The organism is Sideroxydans lithotrophicus ES-1 (genome assembly GCF_000025705.1).
GTDB lineage: Bacteria > Pseudomonadota > Gammaproteobacteria > Burkholderiales > Gallionellaceae > Sideroxyarcus > Sideroxyarcus lithotrophicus.
The window spans coordinates 111,211-135,209 of sequence record NC_013959.1 but is presented as its reverse complement, the minus strand read 5'-3'; the positions used below and the strand labels follow the sequence as shown (position 1 = coordinate 135,209).

The following is a 23,999-nucleotide window of genomic DNA, read 5'->3' as shown; positions in this document are numbered from 1 at the left end:
ACTCTTCAATCTGCCGCCGGCAACCGGATCGTGTACTGCCCCGATTTCTCGTCCTTCACCAGCATCACCAGCTTGTGCTTTTGCGCATCTTCCATCAGCTCGCGGAACGAGCGGTAACCGTAGAACGACTCATTGAAACCCGGCCGGCGCCGCTGCATGGTGGTCTTGACCATGGAGCCCCAGAGCTTCTCGTCCGAACCGCGTTCGGAGATCAGGCCCTCGACCGTCTCAACCAGAAAATCCATCGCTTCCTGCTTCTTGTCTTCTTCGCCTTTCGCCTCAGCCGGTTTTGCGGCTTCTGCTTTCGCCTTCGGCGGCGTCTTCTTTGCGGCCTGCTTCTTCTTCGCTTCCTGCACCCGCACGAGGTCGTCGTAGAAGATGAACTCGTCGCAATTGGCGCTCAACAAATCGGAAGTGGAATCCTTCACGCCGATGCCGATCACGTATTTGTTGTTCTCGCGCAGCTTGGACACCAGCGGCGAAAAATCCGAATCTCCGCTGATGATGACGAAGGTATCGACATGGGCCTTGGTGTAGCAGAGGTCGAGCGCATCGACGACCATGCGGATGTCGGCGGAGTTCTTGCCGCTTTGCCTCACATGCGGGATCTCGATCAGCTCGAAGGCGGCCTCGTGCATGGTGGCCTTGAATTCCTTGTAGCGGTCCCAGTCGCAATAGGCCTTCTTCACCACGATGCTGCCCTTGAGCAGCAGGCGTTCCAGCACTTTCTTGATGTCGAACTGCGCGTACTTGGCATCGCGCACACCCAGCGCCACGTTCTCGAAGTCGCAGAACAATGCCATGTTGGTGATCTCGGGTTGGTTTGCCATTGCACATCTCCTTGAGTTGAATTGCGATACCTTGATGTGACCTGGTGTTCTATATCACTTTCCCCGGATTCATCAGCCCGTGCGGATCCAGGGTGTTCTTGATGCTGCGCATCAATTCCAGCTCCAGCTCGCTCTTGTAGTGAGTGACCTCCTCGCGCTTGAGCTGGCCCAGGCCGTGCTCGGCGGCGATGCTGCCTTCGAGCTTCGCTGCGATCTCATACACGAGGTGGTGCACTCCGGTCTCCTGTTGTTCGATGAACGCCTTGTTCTGTGCCGCATCCGGCATGGAAGCGTTGTAATGGATGTTGCCGTCGCCCATGTGGCCGAAAGCGACGATGCGCACGCCGGGGTAGGCCTTGCGCAATGAGTCGCTCGCCTGTTCGATGAATTCCGCCACGCGACTGATCGGCACCGAGATATCGTGCTTGATGCTGAGGCCTTCCCGCTTCTGCGCCTCGGCGATGTTCTTGCGCAGCTTCCACCAGCGCTCGGCATCGTCCTTGTTGGTGGTGACCTCGAATTCGACGATACCATCGCCGAACGAATTGAGCGCATAGCGCAAGGCCGCATCCAGCGGCGCGGGCAGCACGTCAGCCAGGCGCGTGATGACGATCCATTCGTGCCGGGTGGCGAACGGCTCACTAGAGTCTGGAATATGTTTGAAAACCAGGTCGAGGCAGGAGCGCGAGATGAATTCGAAGGCGTCGATCGTGTCGCCGCAGTTGGCGCGCAGGTGCGCCAGCAACTCCACCGCCACCGCCGGGTCGCGCACCGCAATGCAAGCCGTCGCCACCGACTTCGGGCGCGGAAAAAGTTTCAGCACGGCGGCGGTGATGATGCCCAACGTGCCTTCGGCGCCAATGAACAGCTGCTTCAGGTCGTAGCCGGTATTGTCCTTGCGCAGGCTGCGCAGGCCGTTCCAGATGCGCCCGTCCGGCAGCACCACTTCCAGCCCGAGCACCAGGTTGCGCGCCGTGCCGTAGCGCAGCACGTTGATGCCGCCCGCGTTGGTGGACAGGTTGCCGCCGATCTCGCAATGCGGCGCGATGGCGGTCAGGCCGAGCGGGAACAGGCGATCCGCCTGTTCTGGCGCATCGTACAGCGACGCCAGTTTGCAGCCCGCTTCGACGGTCATGGTGTAGTTGGTGGCATCCACGTTGCGGATGCGGTTCATGCGCGACAGGTTGATGATGACCTGCGGCAGCGGCCCCGCCAGCGGCACCGAGCCGCCGCACAGACTGGTGTTGCCGCCCTGCGGCACGATGGAAATCTTGTTGCCCGCACACAACTTCACCACCGCGCTGACTTGCTGCGTATCAGCAGGGAACACCACCGCCAGCGCCTCGTTGGCATAACGGCCGCGCCAATCCTTGCCGTACGGCACGGCATCTGCGCCAGTCAGCACGCCGTCGCTGCCCACGATCGCGGTGAAGGATTCCAGTAGTTGCGGTTCTATCGTCATGGTGTCCAGGCTCCTGTCAGGATGGCATTGTAGCCCTGCAGGACGACAGCGTGGCTGTGGAGATACTTTTGCCATCTGCCCGTGAAGCCGCGCAGAACAGGCATGTTCAGGCATGCGGCTTGTAAGCCAAGAAAAGACGGTCTACTTCAGCCATGTTGCCTGCAGGACGCCTAACGACGGGCTTTGCGGGATAGGTATGTTCGCGTCCGGTGATAGACACGATTCGCTCTCAAAACAATTCGACTCCGGTACCTTTTAAAGTTATTCGGTAACAACCAACAAACTTGGTTTGAAAAGGTAATTCGACCACGGCCCCTTTAATTACCCGCGGAAGTATAAATGCGGCGCAATGCCCGTTGGTTATTGCGTCCTATGCTCGCTTTAATTCAAGAAGGAGGGATTGGGTTCACCGCGACATCCACGACCCACCGCTGCGATTAACATTTATTGGCTGCGCATCTCGCATGGCGATGTTGGAATCGCACTCAGGGCAATGAAGAAGGCGACCTTTAGGTTGCAATGTGGTTTTCTTTTTCTTATCCACGCAGGCCGTACAAAGATAGTGCATCGGCTCGCTGTTCTCCATTCCTGGCTTCAGCGCGTAGGCGAGAGCTCCGGTTGGGAACTGAAATAGCGCATAGCGTTGAATTTGGCTCTTCCAGTCCTCGATTTCTGCTATTTGCTTTTCAAGTTCGCGCACCCGTTCGGCGAGCGCCGCCTGCTTCTCTTGGCTCGCCAACTCAGAAGCGATGGCGTCGGTGAGCTTTATCTGAACAGCAGTGACCGCGGTGAGGAGTTCGCTATAGTTGGAAAGCCCATGGGCAGCCTTGACGAGTTCAATTGCGGTCTTGGTGCTCTGGATGGCGGCGGTGATTTCGGAATACATATCAATATCCCCAACATAAAGTAGGTGGCAAATATGCCGGATAGTCTTGATCGACCTGCCATAGATCCAGATGTCGCATACTCATCTCCCTAGTCTGTTGTGTTGTGCAAACCATAACATGGCGTTTCACTTTTCCAAAGCGGGGCTCGGCACTTCTTATCCCTTAAAACTCCATCGGATCAACATCCAGCACCCAGCGCAACTTGCCCGCCGGCAGCGCATCCAGTATCGGCTTCCACGCCCGCAAGAATTCCCCCAGCGCTTTGCGCTTGTCGCTCTGCACCAGCAGTTGCGCGCGGTGGTGGTTGGCGCGTTTGGGCATGGCGGCGGGGACGACGCCGTAGACTTCGACGGGCATGTGCAATTCCATTGCCGCACTGCGCGCCTGCTTCAGGAAATTGTAGGCGTCGCTTTCCTGTTTGCCTTCCGCGCTCAGCAGCGCCTGATAGACGAACGGCGGGAAACCCGCCATCTGGCGCTCAGCAAGCAGGGTCTGCGCCCAGATCTCGTAGTTGTGCGCGCGCAGGGCCTGGAACAGCGGATGGTTGGGGAAGGCGGTCTGCATGATGACTTCGCCGGCCTTGTCGGCGCGCCCGGCGCGGCCGCCGACTTGCGTGAGCTGGGCGAAGAGTTTTTCCGAGGCGCGAAAGTCGGCGCTGTAGAGCGCGCCGTCGGGGCTGATGACGCCGACCAGGGTGAGGTTGGGAAAGTCGTGGCCTTTGGCCAGCATCTGCGTGCCGATGAGGATGTCGGCCTCGCCGTCGTGGATCTGTTTGCGCATCGCGCTCCATGCGCCCTTGTTGCGCGTGCTGTCGCGGTCCACGCGCAGGATGCGCGCATTGGGAAAGCGGGTCTGCAACGTTTCTTCCAGGCGCTGCGTGCCGATACCGACCGGCTTGAGGTCGGCATCGCCGCAGGTGGGGCAGGCATTAGGTACGCGCTGCTGTGCGCCGCAATGGTGGCAGCGCAGGCTGCGGTCTTTCTGATGCAGCACCAGCTTGCCCGCACAGTGCTTGCATTCGGACAACCAGCCGCAGGAAGTGCACATCAGCACCGGCGCATAGCCGCGGCGGTTGATGAAGATGAGGCTTTGTTCCTTGCGCTGCAGGCGTGTCTCGATCGCGGTGAGCAGGGGCTCGCTCAGTCCGTCCTGCAGCGGCAGTTTGGTGATGTCCATGCAGCGCACGACGGGCAGGGTGGCCGGTTGCACGGCACGCTGCGTGAGCTTCAATAATTTGTAGCGCCCGCTTTGCGCGTTGAACCAGCTCTCCAGCGAGGGCGTGGCGGAGCCGAGCACGATGGGCACGCCGCGCTGGTTGGCGCGGAAGATCGCCACGTCACGCGCCGAATAACGCAGGCCGTCCTGTTGCTTGAAGGACGGGTCGTGTTCCTCATCCACCAGAATCAGGCTCAGCTTCGGCAACGGCGCAAAAACTGAGAGGCGCGTGCCCAGCACGATGCGCGCATCGCCTGACTGCGCCTTGAGCCAGTTCTGCGCGCGCTCGCCGTCGGCCAGGCCGCTGTGCAGGCTGACCAGGTCGACGTCGGGAAAGCGGCTGCGGAAATAGTTCTCCAGTTGCGGGGTGAGGTTGATCTCGGGCACCAGCAGAAGTATCTGCCCACTTCGTTGCAGCATCTCGTGCATGAGGTGCACATAGATCTCGGTCTTGCCGCTGCCTGTGATGCCGTGCAGCAGGAAGCAGCCGTAGCCCTTTTGTTGTGTGACGGCATCCACGGCCTGTTGTTGCTCGTCAGTGAGTGCATGCGCCCCAAGAAGAAGATTGCCTTTCTCATTTGTCCTTTCTCCCGCTTGCGGGAGAGAGTTAGAGAGAGGGCCTGCTTTGCGAGCCACACATTCGACCCAGCCTGCCTCAAGCAGCGACTTCAAGGCGGCGGGTGCCGAGGGCGACAGGGTGCGCATCTGTGCACCACTCAGGGGCGCGAGCCGCAGCGCCTGCAGGATGCGCTGCTGCACCACGCGGCGCTTTGGCAGGGTTGCGATGTCCAGTGCACGGCCTGCGGCACTCAGCGTGTAATCCAGCGCTTGTTTCACGGTGATGGGCTCCACGGCGCGCAGCCGCGTAGGCAACGCAGCCAGCACGGTCATGCCCAGCGGGTAATGGTAGTAGTCGCTGCAGAAGCGCAATAGGGCCAGCAGCTCTTGCGGCAGCGGCGGCACATCGTCCAGCACTTGCGTGACGGGCTTGATGCGATCCACCGCCAATGCCGTTTCTTGCACCCATTCCATCGCCACCCCGAGCGCCTGTTTGCGCCTGAACGGCACGACCACACGCTGCCCGATCTCGAGCCGCATTTCTTCACTCACGACGTAGTCGAAAAGTGTTGACAAGGGCACGTCCAGCGCGACGCGAATGATGGGCATGTTATGGATAATTTCTCTGGTGATTTCTGCGAAGTTTAGCTAATCGGCTTGAGCCGAATGGGGATTTTTTCTTATGCACATATCCTGTGGATAACTGTGTGGGCAATTACCCGATAGATGCGCTAACTGCTAATCGTATATACGGTTTTCTGCTGTAGCCCAAATTCTGCTCAGGTCTATAGGCCATTAATAAACAACAGGTTATATTCAGAACAGAAAAAGGCCACGGGTGATGCCATCCGTGGCCTGTTGCCGAGCAAGCGCTGTTTATAAGATTTTGAACCGCGCTTGATTCTTAATGATATTTTTTGCTCAACTCATGCACTGCCTGCACCAGCGCAGCCGCGTTGTCGGGGTTGGTGAATTGCGAGATCCCATGCCCGAGGTTGAACACATGGCCGCTGCCATAACCATAGCTGCTGAGGATCTTTTCCACTTCGTTGTGGATGACTTCCGGTGTCGCAAACAGGATGGTCGGATCGAGGTTGCCTTGCAGCGCGACCTTGTGGCCGACCTTCTGCCTCGCCACGCCGATGTCCATGGTCCAGTCCAGACCGACCGCATCGCAACCGATGTCGGCGATGCTCTCGATCCACAGGCCGCCGCCCTTGGTGAACACGATGCTGGGGATCTTGACGCCGTCGTGCTCGCGCTTCAGGCCCTGCACGATGCGCTGCATGTAGGGCAGCGAGAATTCATGATAGGCCGCATGCGACAGTGCACCGCCCCAGGAGTCGAAGATCATCACGGCCTGAGCGCCGGCTTCGATCTGCGCATTGAGATACTCCGTCACGGCATCCGCAGTCACGCTGAGGATGTGGTGCATCAGCTTCGGCTCCTTGTACATCAAGGTCTTCACCTTGGCATAGTCGTCGCTGCTGCCGCCTTCGACCATGTAGCAGGACAGGGTCCACGGGCTGCCGGTGAAGCCGATCAGCGGCACGCGACCGTCCAGTGCCTTGCGGATCTGCGACACGGCATCGGTCACATATTTCAGGTCCTTGCCGATGTCCGGCACGCGCAACGCCTTGATCGCCGCTTCGGTGGTCAGCGGACGCTCGAACTTGGGACCTTCGCCTTCGGAGAAATACAGGCCCAGGCCCATCGCGTCCGGCACGGTCAGGATATCGGAGAACAGGATCGCGGCATCCAGCGGGAAACGATCCAGCGGCTGCAGGGTGACTTCCGTCGCCATGTCCGGGCTCTTGCACAGGTTGAGGAAACTGCCGGCACGTTTGCGCGTGGCGCAGTATTCCGGCAAGTAACGGCCAGCCTGGCGCATCATCCACAACGGCGTGTATTCGGTCGGCTCACGCAGCAGGGCGCGTAGGAAGGTGTCGTTCTTTACTTTGAAGTTCATTTTGCTCTTTTCTTATCGGGGCAGGACGCTGCTGCCCATCAGGTATTCATCTACTGCACGCGCTGCCTGGCGGCCTTCGCGGATGGCCCACACCACCAGCGACTGGCCGCGGCGCATGTCGCCCGCGGCGAACACCTTCTTCACGCTGGTCTGGTAGCAGCCGGGACCATCGGTCGTTGCCTTGGCATTGCCGCGTGCATCCTTCTCCACGCCGAAGGCATCCAGCACCTGCGCCAGCGGATTGGTGAAGCCCATGGCGAGGAACACGAAGTCGGCCTTGAGCTCGAATTCGCTGCCCGCGATCTCGACCATCTTGCCGTCCTTGAACTCGACGCGCACGGCCTTGATCGCCTTGAGCACGCCGTTCTCGCCGATGAATTCCTTGGTGGAGATCGCCCAGTCGCGTTCGCAGCCCTCTTCATGCGAACTGGAGGTGCGCAGTTTGAGCGGCCAATAGGGCCAAGTCAGGGGGCCGTTCTCCTGATCCGGCGCGCGCGGCATCACTTCGATCTGCGTGATGGATGCTGCGCCGTGGCGATTCGAGGTGCCCACGCAGTCGGAGCCGGTATCGCCGCCGCCGATGACGACGACATGCTTGCCATGCACGTTGATCGGATTGTTGCCTTCGCCCGCCACTTGCTTGTTTTGCGGTATGAGGAATTCCAGCGCGTAATGCACGCCCTGCAGATTGCGCCCCGGAGCCGGCAGGTCGCGCGGCTGCTCTGCACCACCTGCGAGGATCACCGCGTCGAACTGCTTCTGCAATTCTTTCGGGCTGATCGTTTTCTTCGCGTCGTTGACGATGCCCTTGCCCGACGCATCCTTGCCGACGAAGGTGTTGGTCTGGAACTTCACGCCCTCGGCGGCGAGCTGTGCCATGCGCCAGTCGATCAGGCGTTTGTCCAGCTTGAAGTCGGGGATGCCATAGCGCAACAGACCGCCAATGCGGCTGTTCTTCTCGAACACGGTGACGCTGTGCCCGACACGCGCCAGCTGCTGTGCGGCAGCCAGACCTGCAGGGCCGGAACCGACCACGGCGACCTTCTTGCCGGTCTTCTTCTTCGCAGGTTGCGGCACCACCCAGCCGTTCTCGCCGCCCTTGTCGATGATGGCGTGCTCGATGGACTTGATGCCGACTGCATCGTTGTTGATGTTCAGCGTGCACGCCGCTTCGCATGGAGCGGGGCAGATGCGCCCGGTCACTTCGGGGAAGTTGTTGGTGGAATGCAACACATCCAGCGCCTGTTTCCAGTTACCGCGATACACCAGGTCGTTCCAGTCGGGGATGATGTTGTTGACCGGACAGCCGCTGTTGCAGAACGGGATGCCGCAATCCATGCAGCGCGCACCCTGCTGCTTGGCACCGCTATCGCTCAGGTGCGCTACAAATTCGCGGTAGTCTTTGACACGCAGTTCGACAGGTTCATAGCCTTCGTTGACGCGCTGAAACTCCATGAAGCCGGTTGGCTTGCCCATTATGCGGCCTCCTTTTGCTGCTGCGCCGCGATCTCGAGCAACGCACGACGGTATTCGGTCGGCATGACCTTCACGAATTTGGGCAGGTAAGTCGCCCAGTTATCCAGTATCTGTCTGGCACGCGCGCTGCCGGTGAAGCGCAGGTGCTTCTCGATCTTGCCGCGCAGGGCCGCTTCATCTGCCTTGTTCAGGTGATTGAAATGCACACGGCCATGCGCCTCCACTTCGCCGGTCTCGCTGGCGGCAACTTCTTCCGGTACGGCTTCGAGCTGCACCATCGACATGTTGCAGCGCTGTGGGAAGGTGCCGTCCTCGTCGAGCACGTAGGCGACGCCGCCGGACATGCCCGCCGCGAAGTTGCGGCCGGTCTGTCCCAGCACCACCACCATGCCGCCGGTCATGTATTCGCAGCCGTGGTCGCCCACGCCTTCCACCACGGCGATGGCGCCCGAGTTGCGCACGGCAAAACGTTCGCCTGCCACGCCGCGGAAGAACACTTCACCCGCAGTCGCACCGTACAACACGGTGTTGCCGACGACGATGTTGTCTTCCGCCACCAGCTTGCTGTCGTCGGACGGCTTGACGATGATGCGCCCGCCGCACAAGCCTTTGCCCACGTAGTCGTTGCCTTCGCCTTCCAGCTGGAAGGTGATGCCGTGCGCCAGGAAAGCGCCGAAACTTTGTCCGGCAGTGCCTAGGAACTTCACCCGGATGGTGTCGTCGGGCAGCCCTGCATTACCATGGCGCTTGGCCACTTCGTGCGACAGCATGGTGCCGACAGTGCGGTTGACGTTGCGGATGGTGGTTTCAATGGTCACCACGCGCATCGCGTCCAGGGCTTCCTTGGCTTCCGCAATGAGGTCGTTGTCCAGTGCCTGTGCCAGGCCGTGATCCTGTTCTTCGGCATGGCGGCGCGCCACGCTCTTCGGCATGTCCGGCTGATGGAACACTTTGGAGAAATCCAGACCCTTGGCCTTCCAGTGTGTGATGCCTTTGCGCATGTCGAGCAGGTCGCTGCGTCCGATCAGGTCGTCGAACTTGCGGATACCCATCTGTGCCATCAGTTCGCGCACTTCTTCGGCAACGAAGAAGAAGTAGTTCACCACGTGTTCGGGCTGGCCGGTGAATTTCTTGCGCAGCGCCGGATCCTGCGTGGCTACACCGACCGGGCAGGTGTTGAGGTGGCACTTGCGCATCATGATGCAACCTTCGACCACCAGCGGTGCGGTGGAGAAGCCGAATTCGTCCGCGCCGAGCAGCGCGCCGATCAGCACATCGCGTCCGGTCTTCAGCTGACCGTCCACTTGCAGGCCGATGCGGCCGCGCAGCTGATTGAGCACCAGGGTCTGCTGCGCTTCAGCCAGCCCCAGTTCCCACGGTGTACCGGCATGCTTGATCGATGACAGCGGCGAAGCGCCGGTGCCGCCGTCGAAACCGGAGATCACGATGTGGTCAGCCTTGGCCTTGGACACGCCCGCGGCCACGGTACCCACGCCGACTTCCGATACCAGCTTCACCGAGATCGACGCAGCCGGGTTGGAGTTCTTCAGGTCATGGATCAGCTGCGCCAGGTCCTCGATGGAATAGATGTCGTGGTGCGGCGGTGGCGAGATCAGGCCGACGCCGGGAACCGAGTGACGCAGCTTGCCGATGTATTCGGACACTTTGCCGCCCGGCAACTGGCCGCCTTCGCCGGGCTTCGCGCCCTGCGCCATCTTGATCTGGATCTGATCGGCGCTGGCCAGGTATTCGGCTGTGACACCGAAACGGCCGGAGGCGACCTGCTTGATGCGCGAACGCAGCGAGTCTCCCGGTTTCATGGTGTGGTCGGCTTCGATGCGATGCTTGCCGATGATATCGGACAGCCTCTCGCCGCCGTGCAGCACCTTGAAGCGATTGGCGTCTTCGCCGCCTTCGCCGGTATTGGATTTGCCGCCGATGCGGTTCATCGCGATCGCCAGCGTGGTATGCGCTTCGGTGGAGATGGAGCCGAGCGACATCGCGCCGGTGACAAAGCGCTTGACGATCTCTTTTGCCGGCTCGACTTCTTCCAGCGGCACGGCTTTGCCGAGCGGCTTGATCTCGAACAGGCCGCGCAGCGTCATCTGGCGCTGGGTCTGGTCGTTGATCAGCTTGGCGTATTCCTTGTAGGTCGCGTAATTGTTGGAACGCGTCGAGTGCTGCAGCTTGGCGATGGAATCGGGTGTCCAGGTGTGCTCTTCACCGCGTGTGCGCCAGGCATATTCGCCGCCTGCATCCAGCATGTTCACGAGCACCGGGTCATTGCCGAATGCGGCAGCGTGCATGCGTATCGCTTCTTCGGCCACTTCCTTCAAGCCGATACCCTCGATCTGCGTTGCAGTGCCGGGGAAATATTTTCCGATGAAGTCGCTGTTCAGGCCGATGGCCTCGAAGATCTGCGAACCGCAATACGATTGGTAAGTGGAGATGCCCATCTTGGACATCACTTTGAGCAAGCCTTTGTTGATCGCCTTGACGAAGCGTTTCTGCGCATCCTTCACTGCCAGGCCGGGTGGCAGCTCAAGTGCCGCGAGACTGTCGTAGGCGAGCCACGGATATACCGCCTCGGCGCCATAGCCGGCGAGCAGTGCAAAATGGTGCACTTCGCGCACCGAACCGGTCTCTACCACCAGACCGGTGCTGGTGCGCAGGCCGGCTTGAACCAGGTGGTGGTGCACCGCCGCAGTTGCCAGCAATGCCGGGATCGCCACGCGCTTGTCGGAGACTGCGCGGTCGGACAGGATCAGCACGTTGAAGCCGCCAGCCACTGCCTTGTCTGCCTCTTTGCACAAGGCCTTGATGGCGGCTTCGCAGCCCGCCGCACCGTTCTTCACCGGGTAGCTGATATCCAGCGTCCTGGATTTGTATTTGCCCTTGGTCAGCTTTTCGATATTGTGCAACTTGGCCGCGTCTTCGTGTGACAGCACGGGCTGGTGCACCTCGAGACGAGGTGCAGGCGTGGTTTCGTCGACACCGAGCAAATTGGGCTTGGAGCCGATGAACGAGGTGAGAGACATCACGATCTCTTCGCGGATCGGATCGATCGGCGGATTGGTCACTTGCGCGAACAATTGCTTGAAGTAGTTGTAGAACACCTTGCTCTTGCTCGACAGCACCGGCAATGCGGCATCGTTGCCCATGGAACCGGTCGCTTCCTCGCCTGCGCTCGCCATCGGCAGCATGATGAACTTGAGGTCTTCCTGCGTGTAACCGAAGGCTTGTTGCGCATCCAGCAGGCTGAGCTGCGATTCGCCCTGCTCCTTGACCTTGGGCAAGTCGTCGAGGATGAAGCGCGATTGCTCGATCCATTTGCGATATGGTTTCGCCGTGGAGATCTGCTGTTTCAGCTCGCCGTCGTCCACGATGCGTCCGGCCTGCATGTCGATCAGGAACATCTTGCCAGGCTGCAAGCGCCATTTTTTTACGATCTTGTGCTGCGGTATATCCAGCACGCCCATTTCGGACGCCATCAATACCACGTCATCGTCGGTGATCAGGTAGCGCGCAGGGCGCAGGCCGTTGCGGTCCAGCGTCGCGCCGATCTGGCGTCCATCGGTGAACGCCACCGCAGCGGGGCCGTCCCACGGCTCCATCAGCGCGGCATGGTATTCGTAGAATGCGCGGCGTTCTTCATCCATCAGCGGATTGCCGGCCCAGGCTTCGGGAATCAGCAGCATCATGGCGTGCGGCAGCGAGTAACCGCCTGCCACCAGCAGTTCCAGCGCGTTGTCGAAGCAGGCGGAATCGGACTGGCCTTCGACGATCAGCGGCCACAGTTTGTCGAGGTCCTTGCCGAGGAATCTGGACGACATCGCGGCATGGCGCGCCGCCATCCAGTTGACGTTGCCGCGCAGGGTATTGATCTCGCCGTTGTGCGCGATCATGCGAAATGGATGCGCCAGATCCCAAGTGGGGAAGGTGTTGGTGGAGAAGCGCTGGTGCACCAGCGCAAACGCGCTGACCAACTCATTATCCTGCAGGTCGAGGAAATACTTGCCGACCTGGTCGGCCAGCAACATACCCTTGTAAACCAGGGTACGTGACGACATGGAGGGAACATAAAATCCCTTGCCTTGTCCTTTGGGCAGATTGGATACAGCGTGTTCGGCAGTCTTGCGAATGACGAACAGTTTGCGCTCGAATGCGTCCTGGTCGGAGGTCTTCTTGCCGCGAGCGATGAATACCTGGCGCACCGCAGGTTCGACTGCCTTTACGCTCTCGCCAAGACCGCTGTTATCGACCGGCACATCGCGCCAGCCCAGCAGGGTCTGACCTTCCGCCTTGATCTTGTCGGCAATGATCTTTTCGCAGGCGGCACGGGCCTTCGCCTCGCGCGGCAGGAACAGCATGCCGACACCGTAATCCCCTGCAGAAGGCAATTCGATCTTTTCTTTTACAAGCACTTTGCGCAGGAATGCATCGGGAATCTGCACCAGTATACCGGCACCATCACCCGCTAACGGGTCTGCGCCAACCGCTCCGCGGTGCGTCAGGTTTTCCAGAATTTGCAGTCCCTGGCTGACACGCTCGTGACTTGCCAGACCCTTGATATGTGCAACGAAACCGACACCACATGCATCATGCTCATTGCGCGGATCGTAAAGACCCTGTTGCGCTGGCAACGAAGAATTATTCACCTTGCTCCTCAACTCGATCATCCGACAAATCGGCGGCATTAGCCGCCTTCCAAAAATTTTTGCGAAAGGGCGGGAATGCTACCTTAATCCGGGGGTATTGGGCAACCGACTGTTAGATTTCTTCTATGGCAAAGATGCGGCGGTGCTCCCGTATCGCGTAACGATCGGTCATTCCGGCTATGTAATCCGCTACTGCCCGGGGACGCTCGGAATCTGTTTGCGGATTGAATTGCGGCGGCAATAATCTGGGGTCTTCCATAAAAATGCCGAAGAGATCTTCGATGATGCGGCGCGCCTTGGCAGTCATGCGCATGACGCGGTAATGCCGGTATAAATGGGTGCGCAGGAAGGCCTTGAGTTCGCGGTTGAGTTCGTGCATCTCGGGGCTGAATGCCGCTATCGGCGGCGCACTGCGCACATCGTCAATTACCAAGGGGGCGTGCGCACGGATATTGAGTTCGGTCTGCGTGATCAGGTCGGTGACCAGGGCATTGATCATGCGACGGACTGTTTCGTGTACCACACGGCGTTCGGCCAGAGCCGGATAGGCTATGCGCACCTCGTTCAGGTGCTGGGCGAACAAGCGTACCGACGCCAGCTGGTCCAGTGTCAGCAGGCCTGAGCGCAGGCCGTCATCCACATCATGGTTGTTATATGCGATCTCATCGGCCAGGTTGGCTACCTGCGCTTCCAGCGATGGACGTTTGTCGTTTATGAATCTTTTGCCCACTTCGCCCAATTGGGCGGCATGTTGCATGGAGCAGTGCTTCAGGATCCCTTCGCGCGTCTCGAAGCACAGATTCAGGCCGTCGAAGGCCGCATAGCGTTCTTCCAGCACATCCACGACGCGCAAGGATTGCAAATTGTGTTCGAAGCCGCCGTGGTCCTTCATGCAGACATTCAAGGCTTCCTGCCCCGCATGACCGAAGGGAGTGTGGCCCAGGTCATGCGCCAGCGATATTGCTTCAACCAGGTCTTCATTCAGCGCCATGCGCCGCGCGATGGAACGGGCGATCTGCGCGACCTCGATGCTGTGAGTGAGGCGGGTACGGAACAGGTCGCCTTCATGGTTCACAAAGACCTGCGTCTTGTACTCAAGGCGGCGGAACGCGCCGGAGTGGATGATGCGATCCCGGTCCCGCTGGAACTCGCTGCGCCCGGGCGGAGCCGGTTCGGCGATCTTTCTGCCGTGTGCGCTGACGCCGACTGCGTAGGAGGCGAGCTGCAGTTCAGGCACTGCAAGCCTCGATCGTCTGGGCCAATAGCGTTTGCGGCACGTCGCCGGTAATCACGGCGTTTCCTAGTGATTTCAGCAATACGAATCGTATCTTGCCATTGGATACTTTTTTATCCAGCCCCATCAGCTGCTGATATTTCTCCGCACCAAGCTTTGGTCCAGCTACGGGCAGCCCTGTGCGCTCAAATAGTTTGCGCACCCGCGCCACCTCGTCCGCCCCCAACCATCCCATGCGATGGGACAAGTCGGCAGCCATGATCGTGCCGGCGGCCACAGCCTCGCCATGCAGCCAGACTCCGTACCCCATCCCATTCTCAATGGCGTGGCCGAAGGTGTGCCCCAGATTCAGCAGGGCACGTTCGCCGCTTTCGCGTTCATCGGCACCAACTACCTCGGCCTTGTTCTGGCAACTGCGGCTTATTGCATATTGCAGTGCCGCCGTATCGCGAGCCAGAAGCTTTTCGATATTGGCTTCCAGCCATTCGAGGAAGGGCAAATCGCGGATCAGTCCGTATTTGATGACTTCGGCGATCCCCGCACGCAGCTCCTTGTCTGGAAGAGTATCGAGCGTGAAGGTATCTGCCAGCACCACCAGCGGTTGATAGAATGCTCCGATCATGTTCTTGCCGAGCGGGTGATTGATGCCGGTTTTTCCGCCCACAGAGGAATCCACCTGTGACAACACGGTAGTGGGTATCTGGATGAATGGAACGCCACGCAGGTAGGTCGCTGCGGCATATCCGGTGATATCCCCGATGACCCCTCCTCCCAGCGCGATCAGCGGTGTGCTGCGCTCGCTGTGTGCCGACAGGAGTGCATCGTAGATCGTATTCAGGGATTCGCCGTTTTTGTATTGCTCCCCATCCGGAAGGATAATGGTTTGCGATTGCACGCCGATGGACTTAAGGCTCTCTACCAGTTGCTGCATATACAAAGGTGCAACAGTGGTATTGCTTATAACGACAGCGCGCTTTTGCGGGATATGCGCCATCAGTAAATCTGCGCGGCTGAGCAAGCTGCTTCCTATATGGATTGGATAGCTGCGCTCTGCCAATCCCACGTGCAGAGTCTGTATCATCTTTTCACTTCCGGTCATTTGTTTCAGTTCTTCAAGTTTATGCTGTAGGCGTTCCAGCAGTATCTGCACACTTTGCTTTCCTGTGTGGATGATTATATCCGCGGTCTCGGTGTACAGGGGATCGCGCTGATCATGCAGTTCTTGCAGCTTGGCGCGGGGATTGCTCGTTTGCAGCAACGGTCGATTATGGTCATGGCGTGTGCGCTGCCATAAATCATGCACGCTGCTTTTCAGGTACACCACCACACCATTCTGCTTCATTAGGGGGCGATTCTGAGCACTGAGTATCGCTCCGCCGCCTGTTGCCAATACGATGTCGTCCTGCTTGAGCAATTCCTGGATGACGCCGCTCTCCCGAACACGAAATCCGGCCTCTCCCTCGACATCGAATATATGCGGGATAGTCACGCCGGTTCGTCGCTGGATCTCTTCGTCGCTGTCGATGAAGGTCTTGCCAAGTTGCTTGGCAAGCAACTTTCCTACTGTGGTTTTGCCCGCACCCATCATTCCGACCAGGATGATGTTGCAGGTTCGCTTGTCGGTTGTACTATTCATACTCGTGATTGTATCGAAAACTCGGTTTGGCGCTTTCGCCAAAAAGAAAAGCCCGGCAACGCCGGGCTTTTCCCTGTGAACATTCAGCTTTTAGTTCATCCCCATGGATTCTTTGACTATCTTGGGCGTGATGAACACCAGCAGTTCCTTCTTGGCTTTTACAATCGTGTCTGTTTTGAACAGCCAGCCGAGTATCGGAATATCACCAAGCAGCGGGATTTGTTCTTTCGAGTCCGTTGCATCTTGAGTATAGACACCACCAATTACTACCGTACCACCGTTGTCAACCAGCACCTGGGTGTCGACCTTTTTGGTATTGATGCTGGGCACCCCGGAATAAATGTTTCCAACCGTGTCCTGGCTGACACTGAGTTTCATGCCGACGTGATCGTCCGGCGTGATCTGCGGTGTAACTGTCAGCCCCAACACCGCCTTCTTGAAGGCAACGCTGGTCGCCCCGCTGCTGGTCGCCTGCAAATAAGGCACCTCGACGCCGGATTCAATAGTTGCCGGTGTCTTGTCGCCCGTGACCACACGAGGGCTGGCAATATTTTTTGTCGTACCATCAAGTTCCGACGCATTCAGCTCCAAAGTCAGCACCTTGGTAGCCGCCGCATTAAACAGATTCAGCGTCATACCGCCAGTTACCGAACCGGCTCCGGGCAAAAGCGAAGTCGTAGACAAGGCCGCCCTGTTTCCTGCTGGCCCTGCAAATCCTCCACCTGCAACGGTAGAACCGGGACCGGTGTAACTCAATCGACCGCCCAATGTCTGGTTGAAAGTCTCTCCCGCCTCAACGAAACGCGCCTCTATCATCACCTGCCGCACAGGAACATCAAGTTGCTTAACGAAAGTCCGCACCTCCTCAAGTCGCGTCGGAGTATCCTGCACGAACAGAGTGTTGGTACGCAGATCGGATACCGAAGAGCCACGCTTCGAAAGCAAGCCGGTATCCTTATTCTTTAACAGATTAGCTATATCAAGCGCTTTGGCATAGCTTAGCTGGAAACTTTCCGTGCGCAGCGGCTCCAGATCGCCGATTTCCTGTCGTGATGCAAAATCGAGCTTCTCCTTGCTGGCGATTTCTTCACGCGGCGCAACCTGGATCACATTGCCGTTCTTCCGCATATCCAGCCCCTTGCTCTGCAGGATGATGTCAAGCGCCTGATCCCATGGAACATCCTTCAATCGCAATGTCAGATTACCGGAAACGGTATCGCTGATCACCATGTTCAATCCAGTGAAGTCGGCTATCACGCTCAACGCCTCGCGTGTCGAGATATTCTGGAAATTCAGCGTGAGTTTTTCTCCCGCATAGCCCGGCTGATTGCCCTTCACCAGCTTGTTCGGGTCTTCTACTACCGTTTTAACATCTATGATGAATTTATTATCAGCTTGATAGGCTGAGTATTCCCAGTCGCCTTTGGGTTCGATCGACAGGTGCACATTCTCCCCCTGAGCGTATGCATCTACCAGCTGTACTGGCGTGCCGAAGTCCGTCACATCCAGCTTGCGTTGCAGATTGCGCGGCAGACTTGTATGCAGGAAATCAACCAAAAGCAATCTGCCTTGTTGTTTGATATCGATGCCAATATCCGTATCCGACAGGTCTATCTGCACGCGTCCTTCACCGTTTTTTCCCCGATGGAAGTCGATATCCCGCAAACTGTGTTTCTGCTGCACGCCAGACTTCATCTCTGCAAAATGAGCTGGCGCAGCCACATTGCCGGCCTCTTTACGTTGCAAGGTGATCAGGAGGTTATTACCGTCCACTCGCGATTCATAACCCAGCATCTGGGCCAGGTTTACCACCAAACGCGTGCGGTTTCCTGCTTGAACTATGTTGGCGCTGCGCAAGTCCCCTTCGCCGAACTCCTGCGTCGATTTCCCCATTCCGTTTTCTGTATTGGGAAAATCGAATACGATGCGCGGAGGCGTGTTGATTGCGAACGCTGCAGGCTGACCTGCCGGTGCGCTTTTCAATGCCACGGTAATTACCACCTTGCCGCCAGGTTCGTTGTTTGCGGCGATGGACTGGATACTATTCAAGGAATCGGCACTCGTTGCGTCCTGTGCATGTGCAACGGATACGCCCAAGAAAAGAGTTGCCGCCATCAAACGAATGGCCCCAAGAACCGGATTACGAAATTGTTTCATAAATTTATACTCCTAATCACTCAACCAGTTCCAGACTGCTTTCACGTTCCGACCAGTCGCCAACACTGTCTTGCACCATCTCTTTGATTTTCACTTCTGTTTCTGTCACCGAAGTGACCTGCCCGAAGTTTAACCCGATGTAATTCCCTACTTTTACGCGATAGATCTTGCCTTCCGCAGACCGTATCACCGCTTGGCCTACCCCCTTCTGGGATAGATAGCCAACCATTTTGAGACTCTCCAACGGGAAGTCTTCCAACTCTTCCTTGGGGCGATTCAAATTGGGTTGATTCAGTCCGCCATGACCCGAACTTCTTGCATTCTGCTTGCGCGGCTTGAATGGGTCCGGCAAATTCGTGTCGTTATCATAGGTAAAAGGCTCATACGGCTTTATGTCTGGCGGTGGCGCAACCTTACCGCGCATATCCGCCCCGGCGTTCTTCACGAAATCGCGCAGATCCTGAAATTCTTCCCCGCCGCAACCAGCCAGCGTCACGGAAATCAGAAAAGTATATATAAATCGCGAGATCTTCATTTTCTGGCTCCAGCCTTGGCGGTGCGTTTTTGTGCTGCCAACTCATCTTCGTCCAGATAACGATAAGTCTTTGCCGTAGCATCCAATGACAGTACGCCGCCAGACGTTGGATTCACGCTGATGTCATTCAACGTGACAATACGTGGCAACTGCGAGATGTCGCTGGCAAACTTTCCCAAGTCATCGTAGTTGCCGGTCACCTTGATCGTGATCGGTTGCTCGGTAAACACCCCGGTCGCCACTTCCGGTCCCGGCCTGAATAAATCAAATTGCAGCCCGCGCCCCAAACCAGCCTGATTGATATCAGTCAGCAATGCATCCATTTCGGATTTGCTCGGCAGTTGTTTAAGCAAAGCCCCGAAAGATTGCTGGGTATCGATCAATTGCTTCTTGATGATATCAAGGTTGATTGCTTCGCGCTTTTTCGCAAGGAAAGTGTCCCGCAGTTTTTGCTCTTCTTGTCTGGAAGACTGCAGGTTCGCCCATTCATCCTGCCAGTCGAATACCGCACCTGCAGCAACTATAACGACAAACATTGCGACGAAAGCCAATATCTTGATCAGCCACGGCCAGCTTCCCGGTGTTTTGGGATCGATGTTCTTGAGTTCTTCGATGATATTCATGTTTCCTCCTTAACCTTTCCCGCCCGCAGCCGGAGCCGCTTGCTTGGTCAGGTTAAAGTTGAGGGAAAACTCGCTCAGGCGCGTGCCTCCAACGGTCGTTGCATGCACTTCTATCAACGTGGGCGAATCGAGCCACGGCGAGTCCTCGATCGACCGCATCAGCGTAGAGACTCGAGCGCTCGACTGCGCATATCCAACCAGGCTGATCCTGTATCCTGTTTGCTTGAGGCTTTTCAGATATACGCCATCCGGCAGGATTCGCAGCATCTGATCGAGCAAGTGAACCACATCTGAACGGGTGCTTTGCAGATTTTCAACCACAGTCTTCCGGGCCAGCAATGCCTGGGTTTGCTCGCGCAGCTTTCTGATCTCCTGGATCTGCTTGTCGAGCAGGGATATTTCTTGCTTCAAAAAAGTATTGCGGCGTTCCTGATAGGCGATCTCCGTGCTGATGGCAGCATGCACGAGTCCGACGATCACCGCCCCAAGAACCAGCGAAATGACACTCAATATAATGAATTGTAATTGGCGGGCTTTTCGTTTCTCTGCACGGTGCGGCAGAAGGTTTACACGTATCATGATGGATCGAACCTCCGCATAGCCAATCCACATGCAATCATCAGCGCAGGTGCATCCATTTGCAGCTGACGCGGCTTGACACGACTGGACAACGTCATCAATTCAAACGGATTCGCCACCAGCGTGCTTACTTGCGTACGCGTAGCCACCGCCTCGTCCAGACCCGGAAGCGCAGCGCAACCGCCGGCTAGCACGACATAGTTGACCTCGTTGTATTGCGTCGATGTGAAAAAGAATTGAAGCGCACGCGATACTTCCATGGCGATATTTTCACGGAATGGCGACAACACGTCGCTTTCGTAATTTTCCGGCAGCCCGCCGCTGCGCTTGGCCGACTCCGCTTCTTCAGCCGACAAGCCGAATACACTTTGTATCTGTTGCGTGAGCTGGGCGCCGCCTACCTGTTGATCGCGTGTATATACCGATTGCCCGTTGCGCAGTACATTCACATTCATAACGTAAGCGCCCACATCTACCAGCGCAACACACTGGTCTGCCGCCCCACCGGGAAGTTGGGTCCTTATCATGTCGAATGCAGCCTCTGAGGCATATGCCTCAACATCCACTACAATGGCCTTTAACCCGGCAGATTGTGCTGCGGCAACCCGGTCTTCGACATTGGCCTTGCGCGATGCCGCAAGCAAAACTTCCACTTCATCAGGATTGTTTGGTGCCGGCCCAATCACCTGAAAATCCAGATTCACCTCTTCCAGCGCGAATGGGATATATTGATTCGCCTCGCTCTCGACCTGGTATTCCAGATCGTCTTCACGCAAACCGGCGGGGAGCAATATCTTCTTGCTGATCACCGCAGCCGCGGGCAGCGCCAAGCTGACATTCTTGATTCGCGACCCCAGGCGTTTCCAGGCCCGTTTTACCGTATCCGATACAGCATCCAGATTATTGATGTTGCCGTCGCTTACCGCATCGACTGGAAGCGGCTCGATGGCATAGCGCTCGACAATATAGCCACCCTTTTTGGGAGCCTGACTAAGCTCCACCATCTTGACTGAGGACGAACTGATATCCACCCCTATCAAGGGCGGCGTTGAGGTACTCAGAAAGTCTAATGGGATATCAAAATTTCCTTTGATCATAGACTGGTTAGCGCTTTTCCGTACTAAAGTGGTTTAAATCCTAGCAATAACTCTCGCGGGTGTAAAGTTTTTTTTACAAGCTCGTTTTTCATATCCAAGAAGTTATAATCTCACGATATTTAAATCTCGAACACTTGCTCATGACCTCTCGCTGGTGGTTTTACCCTGCCCTTGTCGTACTAGTCCTGCCGCTGTTGCCGATTTTGCTGCTCGTCTTTGCGTCGATAGTCACATACCCGACATTGCCCTCCCTGGAAACACTGACCGACTATCGGCCCAAAATGCCGCTGAGAGTATTCAGCGCTGAAGGTACGCTGATCGGTGAATTCGGCGAAGAACGCCGCGAACTGGTCAAGATCGAGGATGTGCCAGAAATGATGAAGAAGGCCATCCTCGCGGCTGAGGATGACCGCTTCTATGAACACGGCGGGGTGGACTACATCGGCGTTTTGCGCGCCGCATATTCCAACTTCACCTCGGGCGGGGTCAGACAAGGCGCCAGCACAATCACCATGCAGGTGGCACGAAATTTTTTCCTGTCCAAGGAAAAGACTCTTTCGCGTAAATTCAATGAAATGCTGCTTTCGTTCAAGATCGAGCACAACCTGACCAAGGACGAAATTCTTCAGCTTTACGTCAATCACATTTATCTGGGGCAACGCTCCTACGGTTTCGCTTCGGCGGCGCAAATATATTTCGCCAAGTCGCTCAACCAGCTCAGCCTGGCGGAGATGGCGATGCTGGCAGGGCTCCCCAAAGCTCCCGCCACATTCAATCCGGTGGTAAACCCGGAACGTGCAAAAGTTCGCCAGATGTATGTCCTGCGGCGCATGCACGACCTTGGCTACATCACCAACCAGCAGTTCGAGCAAGCTGAAAACGAACCCATCGTGACCAAGCAGTCGAATCACCGGCAAGAGTTTGCGGTGCATGCGGGCTATGTGGCTGAAATGGTGCGCCAGGAAATGTATGACCGCTATCAGGAAGATGCCTATACCCAAGGGTTCAGTGTTTACACCACCATCCGCGTAAAAGATCAGGCGGCCGCTTATGCAGCGGTACGCAAAGGTGTGATGGATTACGACCATCGTCACGGTTATCGCGGGCCGGAAGGTTATGTCGATCTGAAAAAGAACAACACCGACGAGCTGCTGGACGAAGCCCTGGAAGATGTCCCGGACAGTGACGACATCATTCCCGCCGTAGTGCTATCGATCAATCCCAAAGGCATCCGCGTACATTGCAAAGGCGGACAGGTTGTGGAAATTCGCGGGGAAGGATTGCGTTTTGCACAGCAGACTTTGGGCACCAAGCTGGCTTTGAACCACCGCATCCGTGTCGGCTCGCTCATTCGCGTGTACAAGAACGAGAATGATTTCTGGGAGATCACTCAATTGCCCCAGATTGAGTCTGCTTTCGTTTCGGCCAATCCGCGCGACGGCGCCATCTATGCCCTGGTCGGCGGGTTCGACTTCTACAACAATCAATTCAACCATGTCACTCAGGCGTGGCGGCAACCCGGATCCAGTTTCAAACCCTTCATTTATTCTGCCGCATTGGAAAAAGGCTTCACACCTGCATCCATCATCAACGACGCGCCTCTGGTCATCGATCTGTCGCAAACAGGCGAAGAACTATGGCAGCCGAAGAACTATGAAGGCGGATTCGATGGCCCGATGAGCATGCGCCAGGGGTTGATCCGTTCCAAGAACCTCGTATCCATCCGCATCCTGCAGGCGATCGGTGTCGGATATGCACAAGACTATGTGACCAAGTTCGGATTCGACAAGGACAAGATCAAACCATTCCTGACCATGGCGCTGGGTGCAGGATCGGTCACACCCATGCAATTGCTGGGTGGATATTCGGTCTTTGCGAACGGCGGTTACCGCGTCTTGCCCTATTTCATCCAGCGCATCGAGGATGGACAGGGTAAGGTCGTGGCACAGGCGGCCCCGGTCGTTGCTGGCGAGGGCGCAGAACGGGTTATCGATGTACGCAATGCATTCACCATGGTCAACATGATGCAGGATGTGGTGAAACACGGCACTGCCATGCGCGCCATGGAACTGGGAAGACAGGATCTGGCCGGCAAGACCGGCACCACCAGCGACTCGATGGATGCCTGGTTCGCCGGCTTCCATCCGACTCTCGTCGCAATCACCTGGATCGGTTATGACAATCCGCAAAGCCTTGGTGAAAAAGAGACCGGGGGCGGCGCTGCATTGCCTATCTGGATGAGCTACATGGGCAAGATGCTGAAAGATGTGCCCGAGATCGAATACACCGTTCCAGACCATATCGTGACCGCGCGCATCAACGATAAGGGCCTGCGCGACCCGAATGGCTCGCGCACCGAATATTTCTACGAAGAGAACCTCCCGGCAGAGCAAGGTGAGGCCCCGCCGGAAGGAGCCAAACCGGCAGAAACGAACGACCAACTCTTCTGACAGACCGATGAGCAAACCGCACCCGCAGCGCCGCGACCTGATGCGCGAACAACTCGCGCAGCAAGCCGCCAAACTGATGGCTGAAGACGGCATCACCGACCACGCCTTCGCTAAACGCAAAGCAGCACGTCAGCTCGGCGCTTCGGACACTCAGCACCTGCCCAGCAATCAGGAGGTTGACGACGCCCTGCACAGTTATCGCACGCTTTTCCAGCCGGAGAGCCACCCGGATATCCTGTATCAATTGCGCACCGAGGCTCTCGACACCATGCGATTGTTGGCGTCGTTCCATCCTTACCTTACCGGCTCGGTGCTGAGCGGCACTGCGGGTGCGCATTCGGACATCAACCTGATGTTGTTCAGCGACGACGAAAAGGCCGTCCTGCTGTTCCTGCTCAAGCACAACATCGAATTTGAAGATGGCGAATGGATCGCCCGGATAGGCGGACACGAGAAAAGCGTTCCCAGCTACACGCTGTCCGGCGAGTACGGCACCCAGACACACATCATCGTTTTGCCAGAAAACTCCCTACACAGCGGCAGCCGCCATCCGGAAACACATGCCGATATCGCGGCAGTCGAAGCCTTGCTGGCTGATTAAAATATCGATCGGCCGGCATTCATACCGGCTTC

16 protein-coding genes and 1 pseudogene are annotated in these 23,999 nt (G+C 57.4%); 2 read left to right on the top strand and 15 right to left on the bottom strand.

Going from position 1 to position 23,999, the window contains the following annotated elements:
• Nucleotides 1-5 precede the first annotated feature (5 nt).
• The 15 genes and pseudogenes from SLIT_RS00600 to SLIT_RS00535 form a co-directional block, all read right to left on the bottom strand.
• The gene (locus SLIT_RS00600) at nt 6-830 is read right to left on the bottom strand and encodes an NYN domain-containing protein (RefSeq protein ID WP_013028262.1); all 825 of its coding nucleotides are present in this window, start codon (nt 828-830) and stop codon (nt 6-8) included.
• 49 nt (nt 831-879) lie between these two features.
• Nucleotides 880-2,292, bottom strand: a complete 1,413-nt coding sequence (locus tag SLIT_RS00595) for an FAD-binding oxidoreductase (protein ID WP_013028261.1) — start codon at nt 2,290-2,292, stop codon at nt 880-882.
• A gap of 406 nt (nt 2,293-2,698) precedes the next feature.
• Nucleotides 2,699-3,178, bottom strand: a complete 480-nt coding sequence (locus SLIT_RS00590) for a hypothetical protein (RefSeq protein WP_013028260.1) — start codon at nt 3,176-3,178, stop codon at nt 2,699-2,701.
• A gap of 163 nt (nt 3,179-3,341) precedes the next feature.
• Nucleotides 3,342-5,561, bottom strand: a complete 2,220-nt coding sequence (locus SLIT_RS00585; RefSeq protein WP_013028259.1) for a primosomal protein N' — start codon at nt 5,559-5,561, stop codon at nt 3,342-3,344.
• A 295-nt stretch (nt 5,562-5,856) separates the two neighbouring features.
• Nucleotides 5,857-6,921, bottom strand: coding sequence for a uroporphyrinogen decarboxylase (hemE, locus tag SLIT_RS00580; RefSeq protein ID WP_013028258.1), 1,065 nt, complete (start codon nt 6,919-6,921; stop codon nt 5,857-5,859).
• A 12-nt stretch (nt 6,922-6,933) separates the two neighbouring features.
• Nucleotides 6,934-8,397, bottom strand: a complete 1,464-nt coding sequence (locus tag SLIT_RS00575) for a glutamate synthase subunit beta (RefSeq protein ID WP_013028257.1) — start codon at nt 8,395-8,397, stop codon at nt 6,934-6,936.
• Complete coding sequence (locus SLIT_RS00570; RefSeq protein WP_013028256.1) at nt 8,397-13,094, bottom strand: glutamate synthase-related protein; 4,698 nt, start codon at nt 13,092-13,094, stop codon at nt 8,397-8,399. The genes SLIT_RS00575 and SLIT_RS00570 overlap by 1 nt, the downstream gene beginning before the upstream one ends.
• A 73-nt stretch (nt 13,095-13,167) precedes the next feature.
• On the bottom strand, nt 13,168-14,292 hold the full coding sequence (locus SLIT_RS00565; protein ID WP_013028255.1) for a deoxyguanosinetriphosphate triphosphohydrolase: 1,125 nt from the start codon (nt 14,290-14,292) through the stop codon (nt 13,168-13,170).
• Nucleotides 14,285-15,367, bottom strand: a complete 1,083-nt coding sequence (gene aroB / locus SLIT_RS00560; RefSeq protein WP_317623670.1) for a 3-dehydroquinate synthase — start codon at nt 15,365-15,367, stop codon at nt 14,285-14,287. Before aroB ends, SLIT_RS00565 begins: the two co-directional genes overlap by 8 nt.
• Before the next feature lie 60 nt (nt 15,368-15,427).
• A pseudogene (locus SLIT_RS16320) lies at nt 15,428-15,874 on the bottom strand (shikimate kinase); the annotation flags it as partial.
• A gap of 141 nt (nt 15,875-16,015) precedes the next feature.
• A complete protein-coding gene (locus tag SLIT_RS00555; RefSeq protein WP_013028253.1) occupies nt 16,016-18,082 on the bottom strand; it encodes a type IV pilus secretin PilQ in 2,067 nt (688 codons plus the stop codon).
• 16 nt (nt 18,083-18,098) lie between these two features.
• Nucleotides 18,099-18,617 (bottom strand): pilus assembly protein PilP, encoded by a 519-nt coding sequence (locus SLIT_RS00550; RefSeq protein ID WP_013028252.1) that lies wholly within the window; start codon nt 18,615-18,617, stop codon nt 18,099-18,101.
• Complete coding sequence (locus tag SLIT_RS00545; RefSeq protein WP_013028251.1) at nt 18,614-19,240, bottom strand: type IV pilus inner membrane component PilO; 627 nt, start codon at nt 19,238-19,240, stop codon at nt 18,614-18,616. Before SLIT_RS00545 ends, SLIT_RS00550 begins: the two co-directional genes overlap by 4 nt.
• 9 nt (nt 19,241-19,249) lie before the next feature.
• On the bottom strand, nt 19,250-19,819 hold the full coding sequence (locus tag SLIT_RS00540; RefSeq protein WP_013028250.1) for a PilN domain-containing protein: 570 nt from the start codon (nt 19,817-19,819) through the stop codon (nt 19,250-19,252).
• Nucleotides 19,816-20,916: a pilus assembly protein PilM gene (locus tag SLIT_RS00535; protein ID WP_013028249.1), complete on the bottom strand. Its 1,101-nt coding sequence runs from the start codon at nt 20,914-20,916 to the stop codon at nt 19,816-19,818. Before SLIT_RS00535 ends, SLIT_RS00540 begins: the two co-directional genes overlap by 4 nt.
• A gap of 140 nt (nt 20,917-21,056) precedes the next feature.
• On the opposite strand from SLIT_RS00535, the gene SLIT_RS00530 reads away from it, so the two are divergent.
• Both SLIT_RS00530 and SLIT_RS00525 read left to right on the top strand, forming a co-directional pair.
• Complete coding sequence (locus SLIT_RS00530) at nt 21,057-23,366, top strand: penicillin-binding protein 1A (protein WP_013028248.1); 2,310 nt, start codon at nt 21,057-21,059, stop codon at nt 23,364-23,366.
• Between the two features lie 7 nt (nt 23,367-23,373).
• Nucleotides 23,374-23,967 carry a nucleotidyltransferase family protein gene (locus SLIT_RS00525; protein ID WP_013028247.1) on the top strand — a complete coding sequence of 198 codons (594 nt, stop codon included), beginning with the start codon at nt 23,374-23,376 and terminating at the stop codon, nt 23,965-23,967.
• The last annotated feature ends 32 nt before the right edge of the window (nt 23,968-23,999 follow it).